We start from the raw sequence: 18,442 nt of genomic DNA on the forward strand, positions 1-18,442 counted from the left end.
AGTCACCATTAGCAGGCTTACCTCTCAGTGTAGCTCAAATAATGTTGCTTCCACTTCAACCAGCCAAATATTGCAATAACCAGGTATCCGAAGAATAAAACCGCGGTCAGCGCAAACCCTTTTTGTACGTACAAGTATATTGAAATTGAATCAATCACAATCCAATACAACCAATTTTCCAACACTTTTTGCGCAACCATATAGGTGGTTACCACTGCAAACCAGGTGGTAAAAGAATCAAGATATGCAAAGTCCTGATTGGTGTACTCGCTAAGGAAAAAACCCGAAACAAAAACTAATAGAGAAATCCCTGCAATCAGCAGCAGGTGAACTTTTAACGACCATTTCACAACCGGCTTAACCGACTCTCCTTGAGTCTTGAATCGCCACATGTACCAGCCATAAATCGCCATCACTAAGTAATATAAGTTGAGTAATGACTCCATGTACAAATTAACATCAAAAAATAAAATCGCGTAGATTGCAGTGCTAACAAATGCAGCGGGCCAGCACCATAAACTTTCTTTGACTGCTAACAATATATAAGCAATTGCCAAAATAACTGCGCACCATTCCCAAATGGAGGTCGCGATAATCTGCTCGAAAAATAATGAAAAAAATTCAGTCATTAACGACTCATGGAGCAACATCGCTATTTAAAAACTTAGCGACAAAAACCTGTTTGCCATAAGTTTCAAATGAATAGCGTACAGTTTGGTTAAGCAACGTCATGACGTCATCATACTCGCCGAATATCTGAGTGCTCATCGAATTCGTTATACAGGTGACGCTTTCATTCGCGTTTAACCGCTCAACGATATCTTTGATGATATTCAGAAAATTATCATCCAGTGGATAAAGACTGAGTTCAAGCGAAATTTTCATCGTTTTATCCTTTCATTTTAGGGGTGGTTTAAATTAATTCGAGTTTTTTTTCGTTATCAGTTTACTCAAATTCCAACGAAGCACTCACTCCAACCACACGAGGTGCAGCAAATTGGTAATAGGCTTCGGTCTCATAGAAATTTCGAGGATCGTTTCCAAAACTTCCGAAACCTCTGGTCTGAATATCTTTGTCAGCTAAGTTGCGAGCGAATAAATTAATGCGCCAATTATCCTGACTGTAAACCAGACCAAGATTTAATATTTCATATCCATCCGACTTTTCTTCGTGACGGTCAGAAAAATAAAAATCCCCTTTTGACTGAATCTCAGAATTAAACGTCCAGTTGTCATTGATAAAATAATTAAGGCCGACAACCAGTTGGTGTTCAGGTGCATGGGCAACAGCCCGGCCATCCAGGTTAAAAGGTACCGGCGGAATCGCCTGTTGATCAGCAAGAACATGTGAAAAGCTTTGGAAGTTTTTAAATTCAGATTTTAATAATCCCAGTGTGGTGTAAAGTTGAAACTCATCCCAGCCACGCCATTGTGCTTCCACTTCCAGCCCATAGCTGGCAGCCTGGGCTGCGTTATCAGTAAAATCCGTAAAGCTACAGGGACAAGCCCCCCCTTCTTGAATAGTTGTGCCATCTGCGAGCGAACGTACTATCGATTGTTTAATTTGAATGTCATCTCTATCTTGATAGAAAATGGAAGCCTGCAGAGTCAGTTGATCTTCCAGCCAGTTTCCTTTGATCCCCGCTTCATAATTCCACATAAACTCGGTATCAAATTCGCGTTCTTCTACGCTAATCGTTCCATCAGCGTTAAAACCGCCCGCTTTATACCCCCTGGAAATTAAACCATATATCATTTTTCCAGATTCGTAACGATATTCCAGCGACACTTTACCGCCCCATAAATCTTCGTCGGGCTTAAATGAAATCAAATCGCTATCGCTATAGTCAGCCTGACGATTTTCAAACCTGAGCCCGGAAACCAAAGTTAATTTTGGCGAAAACGGTGTTGAGACTTGACCATAAACCGCCACATTTGTGGTGTCGAACTGGCTGGAGAAATTTGCTGGATTAAAAGTATAAATTCGGTTTAAATCATTGCTTTGGTCGCGATAGTACAATCCAAGAACCCAGTTAACTTCATCTCCTTGTTGTACATTTTCTCCACCGCCAGAATGAAGCCGCAAGTCGATACTGTTATTCTGATTTTCTCTGGTGTAATTATCGAATGAGGCGTACCACCAGTCGAATCCGAATAACGCTGAGTCACAAGGCGTATTGTCACAAATGCCGGGGTGACTCCAGTCTTCATCAAAGCCATACTCTAAGTCAGAATCAGCAAAACTAATCAAGGATTCCAGGCGATATTTCTCATTCAGTTGCCAGTCAAAATGAAAAGAAGCAGCCGAAGTTTCTTGACGATCATTCCCTGGCTGGTCGGAATATGTTGTTCGATTAGAATCCAGGCTAAAAGCGTCATAACCGTTATCAACATCAACCAATAAAATTGAACTGGTTACCGTTAGCGCTTGATTGGCCTCATAAACAAATTTAGCGCGTAAACTAGATTCATCGATATTGTTGGTATCATCTCGATTGAGAAATTGGTTATTCATAAATCCATCGCTTTGATAATGACCTATCGCCAATCGATAACCCAGTTTATCTGACACAGGGCCACTAACCACCGCTGACAAATTGCGCCCGCCAAACTCTTCAACACCAGCAGTTAACTTACTGTAGAAAGTATCTGTCGGCGAGTTTGAAACCAGGTTAATCAGGCCAGCCAATCCATTCGCACCGTATAACGTTCCCTGCGGACCACGCAAAATTTCAACCTGTTGAATATCCAGAGTGGTTGCAGCCGTCGCGATGCCGGTTAAATCAATACCGTCGACAACGACTCCCACAGAATAATTAACCGGCTCAACAAATTCGCTTCGTTCACCAATTCCCCGGATTTGCACGAAACGTCCTCTCGATGCACCAGTGGCAAAATTAACATTCGGTGCTAAATTGAGTAAGTCAGCAAGGTGCTGCGCGTTATTTTGTTCGATGGTTTCTTCATCAATAACGGTCACGCTAGCCGGCAAATCAAGGACGTTAGTGTCGGTTAATTCTGCCGTAACAACAATTCGATTGTAGTCTTTAGCATCATCTGCAACGTCATCTGCATAGGCTGGCTGAGCAGTGGTCAAAACGGCTCCAGTTACTGCAGCGACAACCAGACTGGTTGCAGAAAAAGAAAACTGTTTCATATACACAAAATCTCCAGATGCATTTTTACAGCAAAAAATTGATGCTTAAAATGCTAAATAATGATTCATTTCCAGTTGGAATTCTTTATTCGTTGTAATGAAGATCTAGATAGCGAGGTACAAAGGAAAGATAGTGGGTAAAGCACAACTGCAGAATTACGACTATTTGCCTGTCCCTACGCCGGTATTGTCCGGATCAGGTTCAAAGGGTCTGTCTGTTATCTGGCTCTCATCAATCAAGCCAAGACTTACTGACATCTCAGGTCTTTAAAGACCGCCCCTCAGGGTTATTACAACAACTACCAGCAATTATAGCTGACCCCAATAGACAATACTATCCGGCTTCAACGTAGAAATATTCTAGTCGCTTGAATGAGTAACGAGTTTTCATTGCCGAAATAACAGAAAACCTTTAAATTCAATTCATTATTAGAATCAGAATGATAAAAATGGCAACTAATCTTGGGTTGTTGGCGATTAGCCTCACGATGCTGCTCTTTGCAGAAAAGAAAATTTCAGACAAGCAGACGCCAGACACGAAAGTGCTGCAGCTCATTTCCGGATTGAGCAAACTGATGGCTTCTCTCCTTTTTGTCTATTTTTTCTGGGCTAACACGGCGGCGAGTAATCTATTTTCAATTTCCCTATCTTCGTCCTCGAGTTTCGGTACACTGATTTTGCTTGGTTTAGCGTTTTCATTCGCCGGCGACTTATTACTGTTGCCCCGGGGAAACAGCCGATTTTTTCTGGCAGGTATTGGCGCCTTCGCACTGGCGCATATCGCTTATGGGTTTGCGTTTCTGAAGCTTTTGGTTGAGCCAGATGTAATCCTGATAAGCACGCTGTTAACGCTACCCGCCGCCGCGATAACCTATCATTGGCTAAGCCCTCACTTAACAGGCCGGTTTCGAGTGTTGGTTTCCATTTATCTCGGACTGATTTCTCTGATGGTGATTATCGGCACAGCCGCGGGCGTTTCTAGCAATAATTACTGGATAGCTTCGGGTGCGATTATTTTTGCAGTCTCTGATATTTATGTAGCGCGCAACCGATTTGTTTCCGCCGGATTCGTTAACCGATTAATTGGACTTCCTTTATATTATTCAGCTCAAATCATGATCGCTTATGGAGCCCTCATCGTAATTCATGGGCAAGTTAACCTGAGTTCGGGATAAATTAGCGTTTTTGTCTATTTTGGGCTACGCCCTTTGCACAATCTAAGGTAGAATCTTCGCTATCTTAAGCTCGCCGACAACGGCGGGATTTTCTATTTGACTAGTTGAAGAGAAGTTCAATCGCATGAGCACAGAAGTGACTAAACCGGCTAATTTTATTCGTAATATTATTGATGCAGACCTCGCCTCAGGAAAACATCAGTCGGTACAAACCCGCTTTCCGCCTGAACCTAACGGCTTTTTGCACGTAGGTCACGCTAAATCAATTTGTATTAATTTTGGTTTTGCTCAAGATTACCAGGGACAGTGTAATTTGCGCTTTGACGATACTAACCCTGCAAAAGAAGAAACCGCCTACGCAAAAGCAATTGCGGCCGATGTAGAATGGTTGGGTTTTGAATGGTCTGGCGAAATACGCCATGCAGCAGATTATTTTGATCAGTTATATCATTTTGCAGAAGAACTCATTCAAAAAGGACTGGCTTATGTTGACCAATTAAGCGCCGACGAAATGCGCGCTTACCGAGGTACATTAGTAGAGCCGGGTAAAAATAGTCCATTTAGAGACCGTCCAGTCGAGGAAAACCTGTCGTTATTCAGACAAATGAAGGCCGGTGATTTTGAAGATGGCGCGATGGCATTAAGGGCCAAAATAGACATGGCTTCTCCAAATATGAATATGCGTGATCCGGTCATTTACCGAATTAAACGTCAACACCACATTCGTACCGGTGATAAGTGGTGTATTTACCCAACCTACGATTTTACCCACTGTATTTCGGACGCGATAGAAGGCGTCACTCACTCATTATGTACGTTAGAGTTTGAAGACCATCGTCCGCTTTACGACTGGGTACTGGACAATATTTCGATTGAATGCCATCCACAACAGATTGAGTTCTCACGTTTAAATCTGGAACACACGATTACCAGTAAGCGTAAGCTTAACCAGTTGGTTGTCGGTAATTATGTCGAGGGGTGGGATGATCCCAGAATGCCAACCATTTCGGGCATGCGTAGACGTGGCTTTCCTGCAGCAGCCATTCGAGACTTCGTGTTGCGAACCGGTGTTACCAAAAAAGTCCACACGGTAGAAATGAGTTTGCTGGAAAATTCGGTACGGGAAAACCTTGGTGAAAATGCACCACGCGCAATGGCGGTACTGCGACCGCTCAAAATAACGATTACCAATTACCCTGGTGATAAAGTCGAAGAACTCAATGCCCCAAATCATCCACAGGATGAATCAATGGGAAGCCGCAGCATTTATTTCACTAAAGAAATTTATATCGATCAGGCTGATTTCCGCGAAAGTGCGAACAAAAAATACAAGCGCCTGGTAACCGGTAAAAGCGTTCGGTTAAGGAACGCCTACGTCATCACCTGCGATGAAGCCATCAAAGATGCTGAGGGTAATATCATCGAATTACATTGCAGTTATGACCCCGATACTTTAGGGAAAAATCCTGAAGGATATAAACCCAAAGGCGTCATTCACTGGGTCTCGGCGGCGCAATCGAAAAAGGCTAAGGTTCGTTTGTACGACCGTCTGTTCAACACGCCGAATCCTGGTGCAGCAGAAGATTTTTTAACTACCATCAACCCTGATTCTTTAGAAATCCTTGAAGATGCGCGCGTAGAAATGAGCCTCGCAGATGCCAAACCGGAAGATGTATTTCAATTTGAAAGAGAAGGTTATTTTTGTGCCGATCGCTATGAGCATAAAGACGGGCAACTCGTCTTTAACCGCTGTGTTACTTTGCGAGACAGCTGGGCAAAAATTGAAGCTAAAGGAAGCGCATAGAGAATAACCAAAATAACTGTCTCTAAACACTAAAGGCGAACTTGTTCGCCTTTTTTTGTGAGCTAAAATTATTCAAAACTTCTGTGGTTTTAGTTTACTGGGCTTCCCCCTGTCGACCACCACAACGATTAACAAACCGGTGTTTTATTCTTTCATAGGCACCGCGCAATTCGGAAACCAGAGATAAAGGTGTATTAATGTTAGCGGCCAGGTAGAGCTCTTGTTGCAACTCTTTAATCGCATAAACGAGTTCCAACTCATTGGAACTTCTGATCGTCTCGCTTCTTAAAATATCAACAAAATTATCTGATGCAATAATCAGATCAATTCGATTTCTTTCAATCATTTTTCGCGACTGACTATAATTTGATGCCACGATCAGATTTTTATCAAGAATAAAACCGTTGTCAGTTAAAAATTCAAACTCAGCCTGGTCTCTACCAATGCCCACAACGTAGTTTCGCGCATCTTCCAGACTATCAACTTCAATATCTTGACGATATTTATTTTTATAAAAGGAAACTTCTATATTACACAGTGGAGCAATCCACAGAAACTGATTTTCTCGTTGCTTATTTCTTAACAATGAATATATGAGCGTGGATGAATTATTAGTCGCTTTCCGATAAGCCCTTGGCCAGGGGAAAATATCAATTTTATAGTTAACTTTAGCTTCCGCTAAAATAGCTTTTACCAGTTCAGTGGACCAACCATCAACGCCTTTGTTTTCATTAATCACCTGATACGGTGGAAATAACTCGGTAACTACCTGAACCTTTTCGGTAGAATGAACAAAGTCAGCGAAAATAACACAACAAACGAATATTAACCGGTAAATCATGGCTATTCTTCTTAATTCAACACCGCAATTGAATATCTCTAAATATTATAGAACAGCTTTATAAAGACAGTCCGTTCAATCTCTCGATTCAATAAATAAATCTATCTCAAGCATTTTTTGTTCTTAAGAAAAACGCTTTTATATCGAATAATGTTGATGAGATAAGTCTCTCCAAAGCCAGGGAAATGAAAAATAAAACGTTCAATTACTGCCATTCAAACAAAATAACCTGTTGTATTATTATAAGCGCTGTTTAGAATCAATTAATGACGTTGACTTTGGAGATAGTGTGAGCACTCAACCTGTTTCAGAATATCATCTTGCGGTGTTAAATTCGGGGCGCTGGTTTAATAACATCCCGGCTCAAATGAAGCACGACTTGCTGCAGTTTTCCGTTTTGAAATCTATAGAGCCAGGAGAAACATTATTTTCCCGGGGCGATGCACGCAACGGCTTATTTGCAGTTGTTGACGGTTCAATCCGAATTACTGGTTTAAATGAAGATGGCAAAGAAGCCATTCTCACATTTATCGAACCACCCAGCTGGATTGGCGAAGTAGCATTATTCGACGGAGATAACCGTACACACCACGCTATAGCAGAAACAGCTGTGACAGTACTTCACATTCCCCAGGAAAAACTGGACGACATGCTCGAACGCCATCCAGAATATTGGAAGGAGTTTGGCATACTGCTTGCGCATAAACTACGGTTAACTTTTCAGGCAATTGAAGATTTATCATTGCTTCCCGCCGCTACTCGATTGTGTCGGCGTCTAGTGATCATTGCACAAGGCTACGGCGGGATAAGTGGTAGACATAAAAGTGGAATAAATCCGCAACGAGTCATTAGTGTTTCTCAAGAACAACTTGGCTTGATGTTATCAATATCCCGCCAAACTACAAATCAAATACTCAAAGAGCTTCAAGCCAAAGGCATGATTAAGATCACCTATGGAGAAATTGAAATCCTTGATCTGGACCAACTCAAACATCAAGCGCAATTGCCATAAACTGCGTGACACCAATCATCACATTAACTTTTGTCAACTATCTGACAGACTTGGCCCTGATATCCTGATAAATTGAGCCAGATAGGATAATTTCTTCAACTCAAACGAGGGCGAACAGAATGAAAACGCTCATTGATCAACTATCAAAATATGCAGAATATCACCGTGACCCACGCAATATTGCGACTCATTTTGTTGGTATTCCGCTAATCGTTGTTTCCATCGCAGTGCTGCTCTCTCGCCCCAGTTTCGAACTGTTCGGGATAATTGTTTCCCCTGCAGTAGCGGTCGCTTTAATTAGCGTGGTTTACTACCTGATGCTCGATTTATTCTTTGGTTTTTTAATGACTATTGTGATGTTCCTTTCTATCTGGGCCGGCCAATCGCTTGCTGCAGGCACCACTGAAAGCTGGTTAGGTTGGGGAATTGGCTTATTTGTTGTCGGTTGGATAATTCAGTTTATTGGTCATTATTACGAAGGTAAGAAGCCCGCTTTTGTCGATGATATTATGGGACTAGTAATCGGGCCTCTTTTCGTTGTTGCCGAAGCAATGTTTTTACTCGGACTCCGCAAAGAAGTGCAGATGGAAATCGAGAAACGAGCCGGCGTTGTAAAAGCCAGAAATCTAAATACCCACACCTCTTCAAGCACCGAATAAATGCACTTTTCCGATAGCTTCATGTTAAAAGAGCACAGCTTGAAATAGATCTGAAGTTCTCTCAACTTCATTCTTGTACATAATAGGAAGGCGTTTGTACGCCTTTCCTGTCACGCAATTCATTATCCCTACTTCGATTTAAGCTGGCTGATTCACCATTTGTTACTTTCTATTTTTCTTCACTTGAAATTCTATTGCTATTATTATTTTGACTTGCACTAAGCCAAACGAATCTTCGGGGGAACACAGCCTCATATGAAACCTCTACAATCACCATCACTCCTTCAGGTACTTATTTTTAGTATCATGTTAAATATTGCTCCTACCTCAACCCAAGCCGACACTCTGCTGGTGGGTAACAAAAGCCAGGCTACATTAAGTGTCATAGATATTTCCAGCAACTCGATTAAACGCGTAATTAGAACCGGTATTGGTCCCCACGAAGTCGCCATTAGCCCCAATCAAAAGTACGCAGCAGTTGTTAACTATGGCGATCACTCCGTGAAAGGGAATAGTGTTAGTTTGATCGATATTGACAAAGGTGAAGTGATTAATACCGTCACACACGACAAGTTACTTTCGCCCCACGGTATTCAATGGTTTAAAGACAATAAACACATCCTGGTAACTGCTGAAAGAAATAAAGCTATCGTTAAACTTAACCCTTTCAATGGAAAAATCACCGGCGTAGCTAAAACCAATGCAGAAGTTTCACATATGTTGGTCATATCGCCTGACGAAAGTTTTGCGGCTGTATCAAATATTGTCTCAGGCAGTTTATCTTTAGTTGATTTGAAAACATTTAAACTCATTAAAGAAATACAGACCGGTGGTGGAGCCGAAGGCATTGATATTTCATCGGATGGCTCAAAAATCTGGGTGACCAATCGCGATGATGACACTGTGAGTATCGTTGAAGTAGCCACTCGAAAAGTGATAAAAACATTGCCATCAAAAGGTTTTCCGATCAGAGTCAAGATTTCTCCCAACCAGAAATATGCGCTCGTATCTAACGCGAAAATGAATACCTTAACAATTTTTAATGCCAGCAGCCTTGAAAAGGTGAAAGAAATGTCACTGGCCTCAGACGACAGCAAGGTTCCGCTACAGTTTCCAATTGGTATTTTAATCGATAACAAAAGCCAAAACGCTTATGTCGCTCATGCAGGCGGTGACAAAATATCAGTCATAGATCTGGCTAGACTAGAGCGAACCAAATTACTAACCGGTGGACTAACCCCAGACGGAATGGGTTTTATTGAAAGAAAAGTTAGCTACTGAAAACAGGCTAGTTATTATTATTCGACCTATTATTATTCGACTTATTATCGTTCAAATTTTTATTATTCAATTCGTATCAGTCAATTTCGGCGAAAGCCCTCACTGGAAAGGTTCCGAAGCCTTTAACCTTAACGGGCACTGCATAAAATTTAAATTCGCCTTTAGGAATGGACTTAAGATTACACAAGTGCTCAACAATCAGAATTTCGGCACCCAGTAATATTGAATGAACCGGTCTTTTGCCGGTTGATGTGTCGTCAATGTTTAATGAATCGATACCAACCAGCGCAACCCCTCGTTCCTTTAGCAAAACAGCAGCATCCTCTGTCAGGTAAGGATTGTTCTCATAGTAAGAGTCACTTTTCCAGTGCCTCGACCAACCGGTCTCAACCAATACCGCCTTTCCCGCTAACTCAAGACTTTCAAAAAACTCTCGACCTACAGCCTTAACATTATCAGGAACGGTGACTTTAACACCAGGCAAGCTGGAAACCGACGACAAGGACAATTCTGCTATATCTTTTCCTGCTGCGTAGCGATGAAATGGCGCATCAATGTAAGTGCCCGTATTCGCGACCATTTCAATTTTACCAATGTGGAAACTTGCATCTTCATAATGTTTTTCGGAAGCTTCTCGACTGAGATAATCACAAATAATTGGCGCGGGTAGTCCCTTGTAGGTCACTATGCCGTCTTCGATGGTGTGGCTCAAGTCGACCAGTTTTGACATACTCCTCAAGCTCACGCAGGTCGATCATCAATCAAGTCATCTGCATCTTCAACCAGCACAGCCGTCCCATAAACCATTAACTCAGCTGCTCCATGGGTAATTTGAGAAGTTGAAAAGTGCAACCCGACAATGGCATTACCACCAAGTTCTCGCGCATCCTGCATAATTCGATCAAGCACCTGCTCGCGGCTTTCTGCTAATAACTTGGTATATTCGTGTATCTCTCCACCGACAAGATTGCGTATTTTCGCCAGAATATCATGACCAACGTGACGTGCTCGAATACTGGTTCCTCTGACCAATCCCAGATGTTTAACAATTTGCTTTCCGTAAATAAATTCCGTGGTTGACAGTATGACGTAACTCATATTTTTACTTTCCCGTATTTATCTTTTTTTGCATTCATCAAACGCTGTCTGAGGACACTAAATAGTAATAATAACGACCCGCTTCCCAGTGCGCCGACTAACAATTTTTCAAGTAGTCCTAAATCAGGATTGGTAAAAATTTTAAAAAAAGTAAAACCAACAATGGCGACTGAAGCCACCGCTATCAGCGCCAAACCAAACATTCGAGTGGTTTTAGCAATAGGCTCCTGAAACAGCTTTTCTAGATGCTCCAGTTCCTGCTCCTGCAAACTCAACGACTGGATTTCATGCCGCATCAGCGACAATTCTTGATAAAGTTGCTGATACTCTGAGTCAGTTTCAATTAACAGTGAAACCTTCTGAGCTTCTTGTTGAGTTAATTCCCCATCAAGATAACCCGATAGTTTTTCAAATTTTTCTTCGTTGATGTCTGATTGTTGAATACTCATTGAGCACCTCCCAGGGAAAAACCTTTTTTGATGAGTATTTCCCTTAATGCCATTCTCGCTCGATGTAAACGAGACATCACGGAACCATTAGCAATTCCGAGAATTTTGGCGATATCAGCGTAACTAAAATTATGATAATCACGCAACAAAATAATTTCCTTTTGCTGCATATTCAACTCATTAATAGCTTCTTCCAGTGATTCTTTCAACTGCATTTGTTGTAAAGATTTATCCGGCTCAGTGCAAGTCGGCGCGCTTGAGTGATATTCTTCATGCTCAACTTTACGAACACGTTTTTGATGTCGCAGTATATCAATTGACTTATTACGAACAACGGTAAATAGCCAGGGTTTGAACTCCTGGTGGTCAAGTGCCGGCGCGCCGGGATGATTAATACCTTTTTCTATCGACGACTGTACAACTTCAAGCGCATCATCGCGATTGTTAAGTAATCGATAGGCTAACGCAAAAGCTTGTTTGCGGCACTCTTCAAATTCTGAGGACACCTGCATGGTGTATTCCCTTATCTCTGACATTTTTGTTAAAACCATCAAATAGTACGCTATATCTCAACTAAGTGGTATCCGAAAAATGACACAAATAGTGTCAGACAAATTATTACCAGCCTGGTGACATAAATGCTTAACAGACTGATAGATATCGGTTCCAGGCTTATTCATTACCCGTAGAGGGTCAACGTGCACTAGCCTGGTATATTCCCTCAAAACAACGAAATTTATTAACTACCGACCAGTTTCCCAGCTGATTTCTAACAAGCCACTTTCTTCGGCTTTACAAAACCACTCATTCCAACATAGAATAGCTGGCGTCTGACTAATATTTGAAGCATTTATCATTTTTGACCTTTTGACAGATGGCCTTTAATAAATAATATGACCTTTGACAGAACACAAAAAACCTCTCTCAATATCTTCGCTAGCCAGCGCGGCTGCAAGTTTATCTTAAACTAACACCACCACCGGTGGGGCATTCAGCCCATTGCTGACATTTATGCTATTCTCAATCAGGTAGTTTATAGGAATAGACCCGATTTCAAACAGCAAATACCCTTTTCTCAGCTTTATGACCTCAGCCTGTTGGGCAATTTGAAAATATCGTCTGAGAACAAACCAAACAACAACCAGAAACTTAGTTAATACAATCAGTTAGCTGTAGCATCGAAATACATGTTATGCCGCCTGAGATGCTACATCAAAGAAAAAGGGAACCCATGATGGTTAATGAACAATCGAAATTTAGTACTGAAAAAGCCCCCAAACCTGTTGGTTTATACCCTCACGCCAGAAAAGTTAACGATTTATTGTTTCTTTCCGGTGTTGGTCCTAGACAAGCGGGAACTTTAGATATTCCAGGGGTGACTCTAAACCCAGACGGTTCAATCAAAGACTACGACATTGAAACCCAGTGCCGCAGCGTATTTAACAACGTAAAAACAATTCTCGAAGAATCGGGCTCCAGCTGGATGAACCTGGTAGATGTCACCGTTTTTCTGACCAACATGGCTGATGACTTTAAGACTTACAACAAGATTTACGCAGAATACTTTGCAGATAATCAACCCTGTCGTACAACGGTGGAAATTAATTGTCTACCAACACCGATTGCAATCGAGCTCAAGTGTATCGCCACTATTGACCAATGAGAACGGCAATAGGTTATCACACACAAACTAAAGGAAACTAAACAATGAGTGCCCCAATGCAAGTCATTAATTTCCAGAAGTGGATTGACGAAAACCGCGACAAACTGCTGCCGCCAGTTTGTAATAAAGAAGTTTACCGAGAAGGCGATATGATTATTATGGTTGTCGGAGGACCTAATGGTCGCAAAGACTTTCACTACAACGAAGGCCCAGAGTTTTTCTATCAACTCGAAGGCGAAATGCTGCTAAGAACTCAGCAAAATAATCAAGTTGTCGATTACCCGATAAAAGCAGGCGAAGTCTTTTTGCTACCGCCTAAAGTTCCCCACTCTCCTGTGCGTTTTGAAAACTCGATAGGATTAGTTGTCGAACAAGTTCGCCGTCCAGAGGAAACCGACGGATTGATGTGGTTTTGTGAACAATGCAATCACAAACTTTATGAAGAGTATTTTCCGCTCACTGACATTGAGAAAGATTTCGGCGGCGCTTTCAATCGTTTTTTATCCAGCGAAGAGCTACGCACATGTGATAAATGCGGCGATGTTATGCCTCACAATAAATATGACTTCGACAAGCAACAGTCAGGAAAAGAATAAACATAAGGAACCGCTATGTTAACCATTGATATTCACACTCACATATTGCCTGAAAAATGGCCTGACTTAAAAGAAAAGTATGGCTATGGTGGATGGATTCATCTGGACCATCATCGATGCGGTTGTGCGCGCATGATGAAAGATTCTCATTTTTTTCGAGAAATAGAATCCAATTGCTGGGACCCGAAAGTCCGCATGACTGAATGTGAACAGCATGGTGTCCATGTTCAAGTTTTGTCAACGGTTCCGGTCATGTTCAGCTACTGGGCAAAACCACTCGATGCCCTCGATATCTCCAAGTTACTAAACGATCATATCGCCGGAATTTGTGACGAACATCCTAGTCGCTTCGCAGGTCTTGGCACTATTCCGCTACAGTCTCCAGATTTAGCCATCAAAGAACTGGAGCGCTGTGTCAATGATCTCGGTTTAAGCGGTGTTCAAATTGGTTCTCATGTTAACCAATGGAATTTGAACGCGCCCGAACTTTTCGACGTTTTTGCCGCTGCCCAAGATCTCGACGCGGCGATTTTTGTTCATCCCTGGGACATGATGGGCAAAGAACAAATGAAAGACTATTGGCTTCCCTGGTTAGTCGGTATGCCAGCCGAAACTTCGCTTGCGATGTGCTCAATGATTTTCGGTGGTGTATTCGAAAAATTACCAAAACTGAAAGTTGCTTTTGCTCACGGTGGTGGTTCTTTTCCCTCAACCATCGGCAGGATTGAGCACGGTTTTAATTGCCGCCCCGACCTGGTCGCGGTCGATAATAATGTAAACCCTCGAGAATATCTCGATCGCTTTTACCTGGATACACTGGTCCATGATCCGAAAATGCTGAACTATCTGATTGATCTAATGGGGCCGGAACGACTCGCCCTTGGAACCGACTATCCTTTTCCACTAGGCGAGCTTTCTCCAGGCAAGTTGATAAACGAAACCATCGCTGACGAAACAGTTCGCAAACGACTGTTGCATGGAACCGCCATCGAATGGTTAGGACTGGAAGCGGCAAGGTTTGGCCTGTAAAAAAGCGCGTCGAAAAAGATGAGTAACTGGCAGGTAATAAAGTAAACAGAAATAAAAGGCTATTAGTAATTCAATGAAAATACAGCTCTCAATTAACCAGCGAAATTATCAGGCTGACCTAAGCCAACCCAAAAGTATCGCGATAACTTTGTTACCCAATGGTGAGCAGCCTAGCCACTTTGGCGCGCCGGGGTGCACGAGCAAGGTTTTAGAAGGCGATGGCTTTATCGGTGATACTTCGCGCGGCGGTAGTTGTAATGTGAATCAACTAACGATTATTCCCCACTGCAATGGCACCCATACTGAGTCTGTAGCGCATATTGTCAATCAACCTGTACCAGTTTATCGAGCGCTTGAAAATAGTATTTTTCCAGCGATTTTGGTTTCCATCGAACCACAAACCGCAAAGACCGTGAGTGATAACTATATTCCGAATTTTGATGAGAATAACCTCGTCATCACTCGCGAACAACTCGCCGCGAAACTCGATAATTACCACACAGAACAGTTAACCGGATTAGCGATCAGAACTTTACCCAATAGCGCCGATAAAGAAACCGCTGTCTACAATATTGATCGCTACCCCGTTTATCTAACTAACGACGCGATGCAATATATTGTTGAAAGAAAAGTACAACACCTGATGGTTGACTTTCCATCAGTAGATAAAATGTATGACGATGGAAAACTCAGCAATCACAGAATTTTCTGGAATGTAGCGCTCGACGATAAAAATCTATCTTCCGAATCACTGCTCAGTAAAACAATCACCGAGATGATTTTTGTCAATGATGAAGTTGCCGATGGTTGTTATCTGTGTAGCTTACAGATTCCGCAAATAGAAACCGACGCAGTACCTTCAAGGCCAGTTTTATTTAAGCTCGTTAAAAATAACTGAAGACAAATACAAAGAGACACTCATGCAATTTGAAAACAACCTAGAATTTGCGCAAAAGCTCGATCAAAAAGATCCGCTACATCAGATGCGCAATGAGTTTCATATTCCTCAGCAGTCTGATGGAAATGATGAAATTTATCTTTGCGGTAACTCCTTAGGATTACAACCGAAAAGAACAGAAAAATATTTAAACTACGAACTATCACAATGGCAAAAATATGCAGTAAAAGGCCATTTTTCAGGAGATTTTCCGTGGATGCCGTATCACGAATTTCTCTCACAAGGTTTCGCAAACCTGGTTGGCGCAAATACCAAAGAAGTGGTCGCGATGAATTCGTTAACCGCTAATTTGCATTTTATGATGGTGAGTTTTTATCGCCCCACTCCAACCCGCCATAAAATACTCATTGAAGATCACGCCTTCCCTTCTGACCATTATGCGGTTGAGTCTCAAATAAAATACCATGGATTCGATCCACAAGAATCAATGTTACTCATTAAACCGCGAGAAGGGGAAGAAGCCATTCGGCCAGAAGATATTCTTAAGCTGATTGAACAAGAAGGCGAATCAATTGCTCTGATCATGTTACCGGGCGTTCAATACTATACCGGCCAGGTATTCGATATGGCAGCAATCACTCAAGCAGGTCAAGACAAAGGCTGTTACGTGGGGTTTGATCTTGCTCATGCTGCAGGCAACATCCCAATGAAACTACATGACTGGAATGTCGACTTTGCCTGCTGGTGCAGTTACAAATATCTAAACTCAGGACCAGGCTCAGTGGCAGGGTGCTTTGTTCATCAAAAACACCATAAGAATAAAGATCTACCTCGTTTTGCCGGTTGGTGGGGACACAACCAGTCTACGCGTTTTAAAATGGAAAACACTTTCGACCCAATGGAAAGTACCGAAGCTTGGCAGTTGTCAAATCCACCGATATTATCACTGGCCGCCATTCGCGCATCACTCGATACTATTGAACAAGCAGGCGGCATTTCTGAACTCGCAAAGAAGTCGAAAACTCTGACTGATTATTTGCGCTTTTTGTTAACTGAAGAACTAGGCGACGACATCAAAATATTAACCCCGACTGAAGATGGTGCGTATGGCTGCCAGCTGAGTTTAACAGTCGATACTCATGGTCTTGACGGCAAAACTGTTTTCGAAAGAATCGAAGCCGCCGGAGTTACCGGAGACTGGCGATATCCAAATGTTATTCGAATCGCGCCGGTTCCACTATATAACACTTTTGAAGATTGTTATCGTTTTGTGCATATTCTGAAACAAAGCCTACAACAATAAACAATAGTCGAACAGATCTTCAAAACGCTACTCGACGATAGTTTTTGGAGCTGAAGTAAAAATTTGCTTTACGGAGAACCACAATGTCTCAACAACAAAAAATCACTTTGATCGGCGCAGGTCTTGTCGGTAGTTTATGCGCCGTATTTTTGGCGAAGCGAGGCTATCAGGTCGAGGTTTTCGAGCGACGGCCGGACATGCGTAAGGATAATATTTCCGCAGGTCGTTCAATTAACCTGGCGCTTGCCAACCGCGGAATTTATCCGCTCCAGCAAGTAGGTTTGATGAACCAGGTCAATAAGATGGTCACTCCAATGAAAGGCCGTATGATTCACAGTCTGAATGGCGAACAAAACTTACAGCCCTACGGTCAACGCGCTGAAGAAGTGATTTATTCTGTATCCAGGGCAGATTTAAATAAGCTCTGCATGGATGCAGCGGAAGAGAAAGGTAATGTCACCATTCACTTTAACCATCGCTGTCTCGATGTCGACTTCGAAAAGAACTTACTTTTGATTAAGAACGAGTTAACCGGCGAAGAATATCAACATCCTTTTGAGCGGGTTATCGGCACCGACGGGAGTGCATCTGCCGTACGTGACGCCATTCACAAGGTCAATTCCACAAGCAACCGTGTAGAGCCCTTAGGGCACAGTTATAAGGAGCTTTGCATTCCAGCATTGAATGGCGATTTCCAAATGGATCCTAACGCCTTACACGTATGGCCTCGCGGCGGCTACATGCTCATTGCATTACCCAATATGGATTGTAGTTTTACTGTGACATTATTTATGCCTAACGAAGGCGATATTAGCTTCAAAGAAATCAATACTGAAGAAAAACTTCTCAAGTTTTTTAATAGCCACTTTCCCGATGCCGTTCCTCTACTCCCCAACATCACCCAAGATTACTTCGATAATCCAACTGGTAATCTTGCAACAGTGAGATGCACTCCCTGGCATTATCAGGACAAAGCCTTACTTATCGGCGACGCAGCGCACGCTGTAGTGCCTTTTCATGGCCAGGGCATGAACTGCGGCTTTGAAGATGTTTCTGAATTTGACGCACAAATTGAAAAGTGGGGTTCAGATTGGCAAAACGTATTCAGCGAAACAGACCGTTTAAGAAAACCCAATGGAGATGCAATTGCTGACATGGCCATTGAAAATTACATCACCATGAGAGACTCAGTCAGAGACGAGAAATTTTTATTACGCAGCGCGCTAGCATTTGAGTTAGAAAAACGATATCCCGAATATTTTTGTCCCCGCTACTCGTTGGTAATGTTCCATCGTTTACCTTACGCTGAGGCTCAACAAAGAGGAGAAATCCAGGAACAAATTCTTTGCCAGCTAACGGAAAGTGTTTCAGATATATCCGATATCGATTTTTCAAAAGCCGAATCCTTGATTACAGAAAAGCTATCACAAGTCACACTAAATCCTTAAGTTAACCAGTTAAGATTACAATTAGAGCG

19 protein-coding genes and 1 riboswitch are annotated in these 18,442 nt (G+C 42.2%); of the genes, 11 read left to right on the forward strand and 8 right to left on the reverse strand.

Annotation, left to right across the window (positions count from 1 at the left end; translation table 11 throughout):
* Positions 1-17 precede the first annotated feature (17 nt).
* The 3 genes from pnuC to FLL46_RS20665 form a co-directional block, all read right to left on the reverse strand.
* Positions 18-629, reverse strand: coding sequence for a nicotinamide riboside transporter PnuC (gene pnuC / locus FLL46_RS20655; protein WP_142933246.1), 612 nt, complete (start codon positions 627-629; stop codon positions 18-20).
* 7 nt (positions 630-636) lie between these two features.
* Positions 637-885, reverse strand: coding sequence for a YkoF family thiamine/hydroxymethylpyrimidine-binding protein (locus tag FLL46_RS20660; RefSeq protein ID WP_142933247.1), 249 nt, complete (start codon positions 883-885; stop codon positions 637-639).
* A gap of 61 nt (positions 886-946) precedes the next feature.
* Entirely contained in the window at positions 947-3,157 is a 2,211-nt protein-coding gene (locus FLL46_RS20665; protein ID WP_142933248.1) for a TonB-dependent receptor, read from the reverse strand.
* Positions 3,158-3,313: 156 nt separating this feature from the next.
* A riboswitch (TPP riboswitch) is annotated at positions 3,314-3,449 on the reverse strand.
* A 157-nt stretch (positions 3,450-3,606) separates the two neighbouring features.
* Between FLL46_RS20665 and FLL46_RS20670 the strand changes: the two genes are divergently transcribed.
* On the forward strand, positions 3,607-4,332 hold the full coding sequence (locus tag FLL46_RS20670; RefSeq protein ID WP_168204265.1) for a lysoplasmalogenase: 726 nt from the start codon (positions 3,607-3,609) through the stop codon (positions 4,330-4,332).
* A 124-nt stretch (positions 4,333-4,456) separates the two neighbouring features.
* Positions 4,457-6,136, forward strand: a complete 1,680-nt coding sequence (locus tag FLL46_RS20675) for a glutamine--tRNA ligase/YqeY domain fusion protein (RefSeq protein ID WP_142933250.1) — start codon at positions 4,457-4,459, stop codon at positions 6,134-6,136.
* A gap of 94 nt (positions 6,137-6,230) precedes the next feature.
* Here the strand turns inward: FLL46_RS20675 and FLL46_RS20680 are convergent, their stop codons facing one another.
* On the reverse strand, positions 6,231-6,977 hold the full coding sequence (locus FLL46_RS20680) for a substrate-binding periplasmic protein (protein WP_142933251.1): 747 nt from the start codon (positions 6,975-6,977) through the stop codon (positions 6,231-6,233).
* A gap of 289 nt (positions 6,978-7,266) precedes the next feature.
* On the opposite strand from FLL46_RS20680, the gene FLL46_RS20685 reads away from it, so the two are divergent.
* From FLL46_RS20685 to FLL46_RS20695, 3 genes are all read left to right on the forward strand, one after another.
* A complete protein-coding gene (locus FLL46_RS20685; protein ID WP_246119362.1) occupies positions 7,267-7,989 on the forward strand; it encodes a Crp/Fnr family transcriptional regulator in 723 nt (240 codons plus the stop codon).
* A gap of 119 nt (positions 7,990-8,108) precedes the next feature.
* A complete protein-coding gene (locus FLL46_RS20690; protein ID WP_142933252.1) occupies positions 8,109-8,648 on the forward strand; it encodes an Mpo1 family 2-hydroxy fatty acid dioxygenase in 540 nt (179 codons plus the stop codon).
* Between the two features lie 255 nt (positions 8,649-8,903).
* On the forward strand, positions 8,904-9,929 hold the full coding sequence (locus FLL46_RS20695) for a YncE family protein (RefSeq protein WP_142933253.1): 1,026 nt from the start codon (positions 8,904-8,906) through the stop codon (positions 9,927-9,929).
* Between the two features lie 76 nt (positions 9,930-10,005).
* Here FLL46_RS20695 and FLL46_RS20700 read toward each other — a convergent pair whose 3' ends face one another.
* Genes FLL46_RS20700 through FLL46_RS20715 form a run of 4 tightly spaced genes read right to left on the reverse strand, consistent with a single transcriptional unit; the run spans position 10,006 to position 12,012 of the window.
* The gene (locus FLL46_RS20700) at positions 10,006-10,659 is read right to left on the reverse strand and encodes a cyclase family protein (protein ID WP_142933254.1); all 654 of its coding nucleotides are present in this window, start codon (positions 10,657-10,659) and stop codon (positions 10,006-10,008) included.
* 11 nt (positions 10,660-10,670) lie between these two features.
* Positions 10,671-11,027: a YbjQ family protein gene (locus FLL46_RS20705; RefSeq protein WP_142933255.1), complete on the reverse strand. Its 357-nt coding sequence runs from the start codon at positions 11,025-11,027 to the stop codon at positions 10,671-10,673.
* The gene (locus FLL46_RS20710; RefSeq protein WP_142933256.1) at positions 11,024-11,476 is read right to left on the reverse strand and encodes an anti-sigma factor family protein; all 453 of its coding nucleotides are present in this window, start codon (positions 11,474-11,476) and stop codon (positions 11,024-11,026) included. Before FLL46_RS20710 ends, FLL46_RS20705 begins: the two co-directional genes overlap by 4 nt.
* A complete protein-coding gene (locus FLL46_RS20715; protein WP_168204266.1) occupies positions 11,473-12,012 on the reverse strand; it encodes an RNA polymerase sigma factor in 540 nt (179 codons plus the stop codon). Before FLL46_RS20715 ends, FLL46_RS20710 begins: the two co-directional genes overlap by 4 nt.
* 695 nt (positions 12,013-12,707) lie before the next feature.
* On the opposite strand from FLL46_RS20715, the gene FLL46_RS20720 reads away from it, so the two are divergent.
* From FLL46_RS20720 to FLL46_RS20745, 6 genes are all read left to right on the forward strand, one after another.
* Positions 12,708-13,139, forward strand: coding sequence for a RidA family protein (locus tag FLL46_RS20720; RefSeq protein WP_246119363.1), 432 nt, complete (start codon positions 12,708-12,710; stop codon positions 13,137-13,139).
* A gap of 44 nt (positions 13,140-13,183) precedes the next feature.
* Positions 13,184-13,735 (forward strand): 3-hydroxyanthranilate 3,4-dioxygenase, encoded by a 552-nt coding sequence (locus FLL46_RS20725; RefSeq protein ID WP_210418771.1) that lies wholly within the window; start codon positions 13,184-13,186, stop codon positions 13,733-13,735.
* A gap of 15 nt (positions 13,736-13,750) precedes the next feature.
* On the forward strand, positions 13,751-14,764 hold the full coding sequence (locus tag FLL46_RS20730) for an amidohydrolase family protein (protein WP_142933258.1): 1,014 nt from the start codon (positions 13,751-13,753) through the stop codon (positions 14,762-14,764).
* A gap of 73 nt (positions 14,765-14,837) precedes the next feature.
* Positions 14,838-15,662 carry a cyclase family protein gene (locus FLL46_RS20735; protein WP_142933259.1) on the forward strand — a complete coding sequence of 275 codons (825 nt, stop codon included), beginning with the start codon at positions 14,838-14,840 and terminating at the stop codon, positions 15,660-15,662.
* Between the two features lie 22 nt (positions 15,663-15,684).
* Positions 15,685-16,965 (forward strand): kynureninase, encoded by a 1,281-nt coding sequence (gene kynU / locus FLL46_RS20740; RefSeq protein WP_142933260.1) that lies wholly within the window; start codon positions 15,685-15,687, stop codon positions 16,963-16,965.
* Between the two features lie 83 nt (positions 16,966-17,048).
* Positions 17,049-18,413 (forward strand): FAD-dependent oxidoreductase, encoded by a 1,365-nt coding sequence (locus FLL46_RS20745; protein ID WP_142933261.1) that lies wholly within the window; start codon positions 17,049-17,051, stop codon positions 18,411-18,413.
* The last annotated feature ends 29 nt before the right edge of the window (positions 18,414-18,442 follow it).

The organism is Aliikangiella coralliicola (assembly GCF_007004725.1).
Taxonomy (GTDB): Bacteria; Pseudomonadota; Gammaproteobacteria; order Enterobacterales; family Kangiellaceae; genus Aliikangiella; species Aliikangiella coralliicola.

Excerpts from the sequence above, each read along its gene's own strand:
- FLL46_RS20745 (WP_142933261.1), top strand. The coding sequence starts at position 17,049 with ATGTCTCAACAACAAAAAATCACTTTGATCGGCGCAGGTCTTGTCGGT.
- FLL46_RS20700 (WP_142933254.1), bottom strand. The coding sequence starts at position 10,659 with ATGTCAAAACTGGTCGACTTGAGCCACACCATCGAAGACGGCATAGTG.
- pnuC (WP_142933246.1), bottom strand. The coding sequence starts at position 629 with ATGACTGAATTTTTTTCATTATTTTTCGAGCAGATTATCGCGACCTCC.
- FLL46_RS20735 (WP_142933259.1), top strand. The coding sequence starts at position 14,838 with ATGAAAATACAGCTCTCAATTAACCAGCGAAATTATCAGGCTGACCTA.
- kynU (WP_142933260.1), top strand. The coding sequence starts at position 15,685 with ATGCAATTTGAAAACAACCTAGAATTTGCGCAAAAGCTCGATCAAAAA.
- FLL46_RS20695 (WP_142933253.1), top strand. The coding sequence starts at position 8,904 with ATGAAACCTCTACAATCACCATCACTCCTTCAGGTACTTATTTTTAGT.
- FLL46_RS20660 (WP_142933247.1), bottom strand. The coding sequence starts at position 885 with ATGAAAATTTCGCTTGAACTCAGTCTTTATCCACTGGATGATAATTTT.
- FLL46_RS20665 (WP_142933248.1), bottom strand. The coding sequence starts at position 3,157 with ATGAAACAGTTTTCTTTTTCTGCAACCAGTCTGGTTGTCGCTGCAGTA.
- FLL46_RS20705 (WP_142933255.1), bottom strand. The coding sequence starts at position 11,027 with ATGAGTTACGTCATACTGTCAACCACGGAATTTATTTACGGAAAGCAA.
- FLL46_RS20680 (WP_142933251.1), bottom strand. The coding sequence starts at position 6,977 with ATGATTTACCGGTTAATATTCGTTTGTTGTGTTATTTTCGCTGACTTT.
- FLL46_RS20690 (WP_142933252.1), top strand. The coding sequence starts at position 8,109 with ATGAAAACGCTCATTGATCAACTATCAAAATATGCAGAATATCACCGT.
- FLL46_RS20670 (WP_168204265.1), top strand. The coding sequence starts at position 3,607 with ATGGCAACTAATCTTGGGTTGTTGGCGATTAGCCTCACGATGCTGCTC.
- FLL46_RS20730 (WP_142933258.1), top strand. The coding sequence starts at position 13,751 with ATGTTAACCATTGATATTCACACTCACATATTGCCTGAAAAATGGCCT.
- FLL46_RS20725 (WP_210418771.1), top strand. The coding sequence starts at position 13,184 with ATGAGTGCCCCAATGCAAGTCATTAATTTCCAGAAGTGGATTGACGAA.
- FLL46_RS20710 (WP_142933256.1), bottom strand. The coding sequence starts at position 11,476 with ATGAGTATTCAACAATCAGACATCAACGAAGAAAAATTTGAAAAACTA.
- FLL46_RS20720 (WP_246119363.1), top strand. The coding sequence starts at position 12,708 with ATGATGGTTAATGAACAATCGAAATTTAGTACTGAAAAAGCCCCCAAA.
- FLL46_RS20715 (WP_168204266.1), bottom strand. The coding sequence starts at position 12,012 with ATGTCAGAGATAAGGGAATACACCATGCAGGTGTCCTCAGAATTTGAA.
- FLL46_RS20675 (WP_142933250.1), top strand. The coding sequence starts at position 4,457 with ATGAGCACAGAAGTGACTAAACCGGCTAATTTTATTCGTAATATTATT.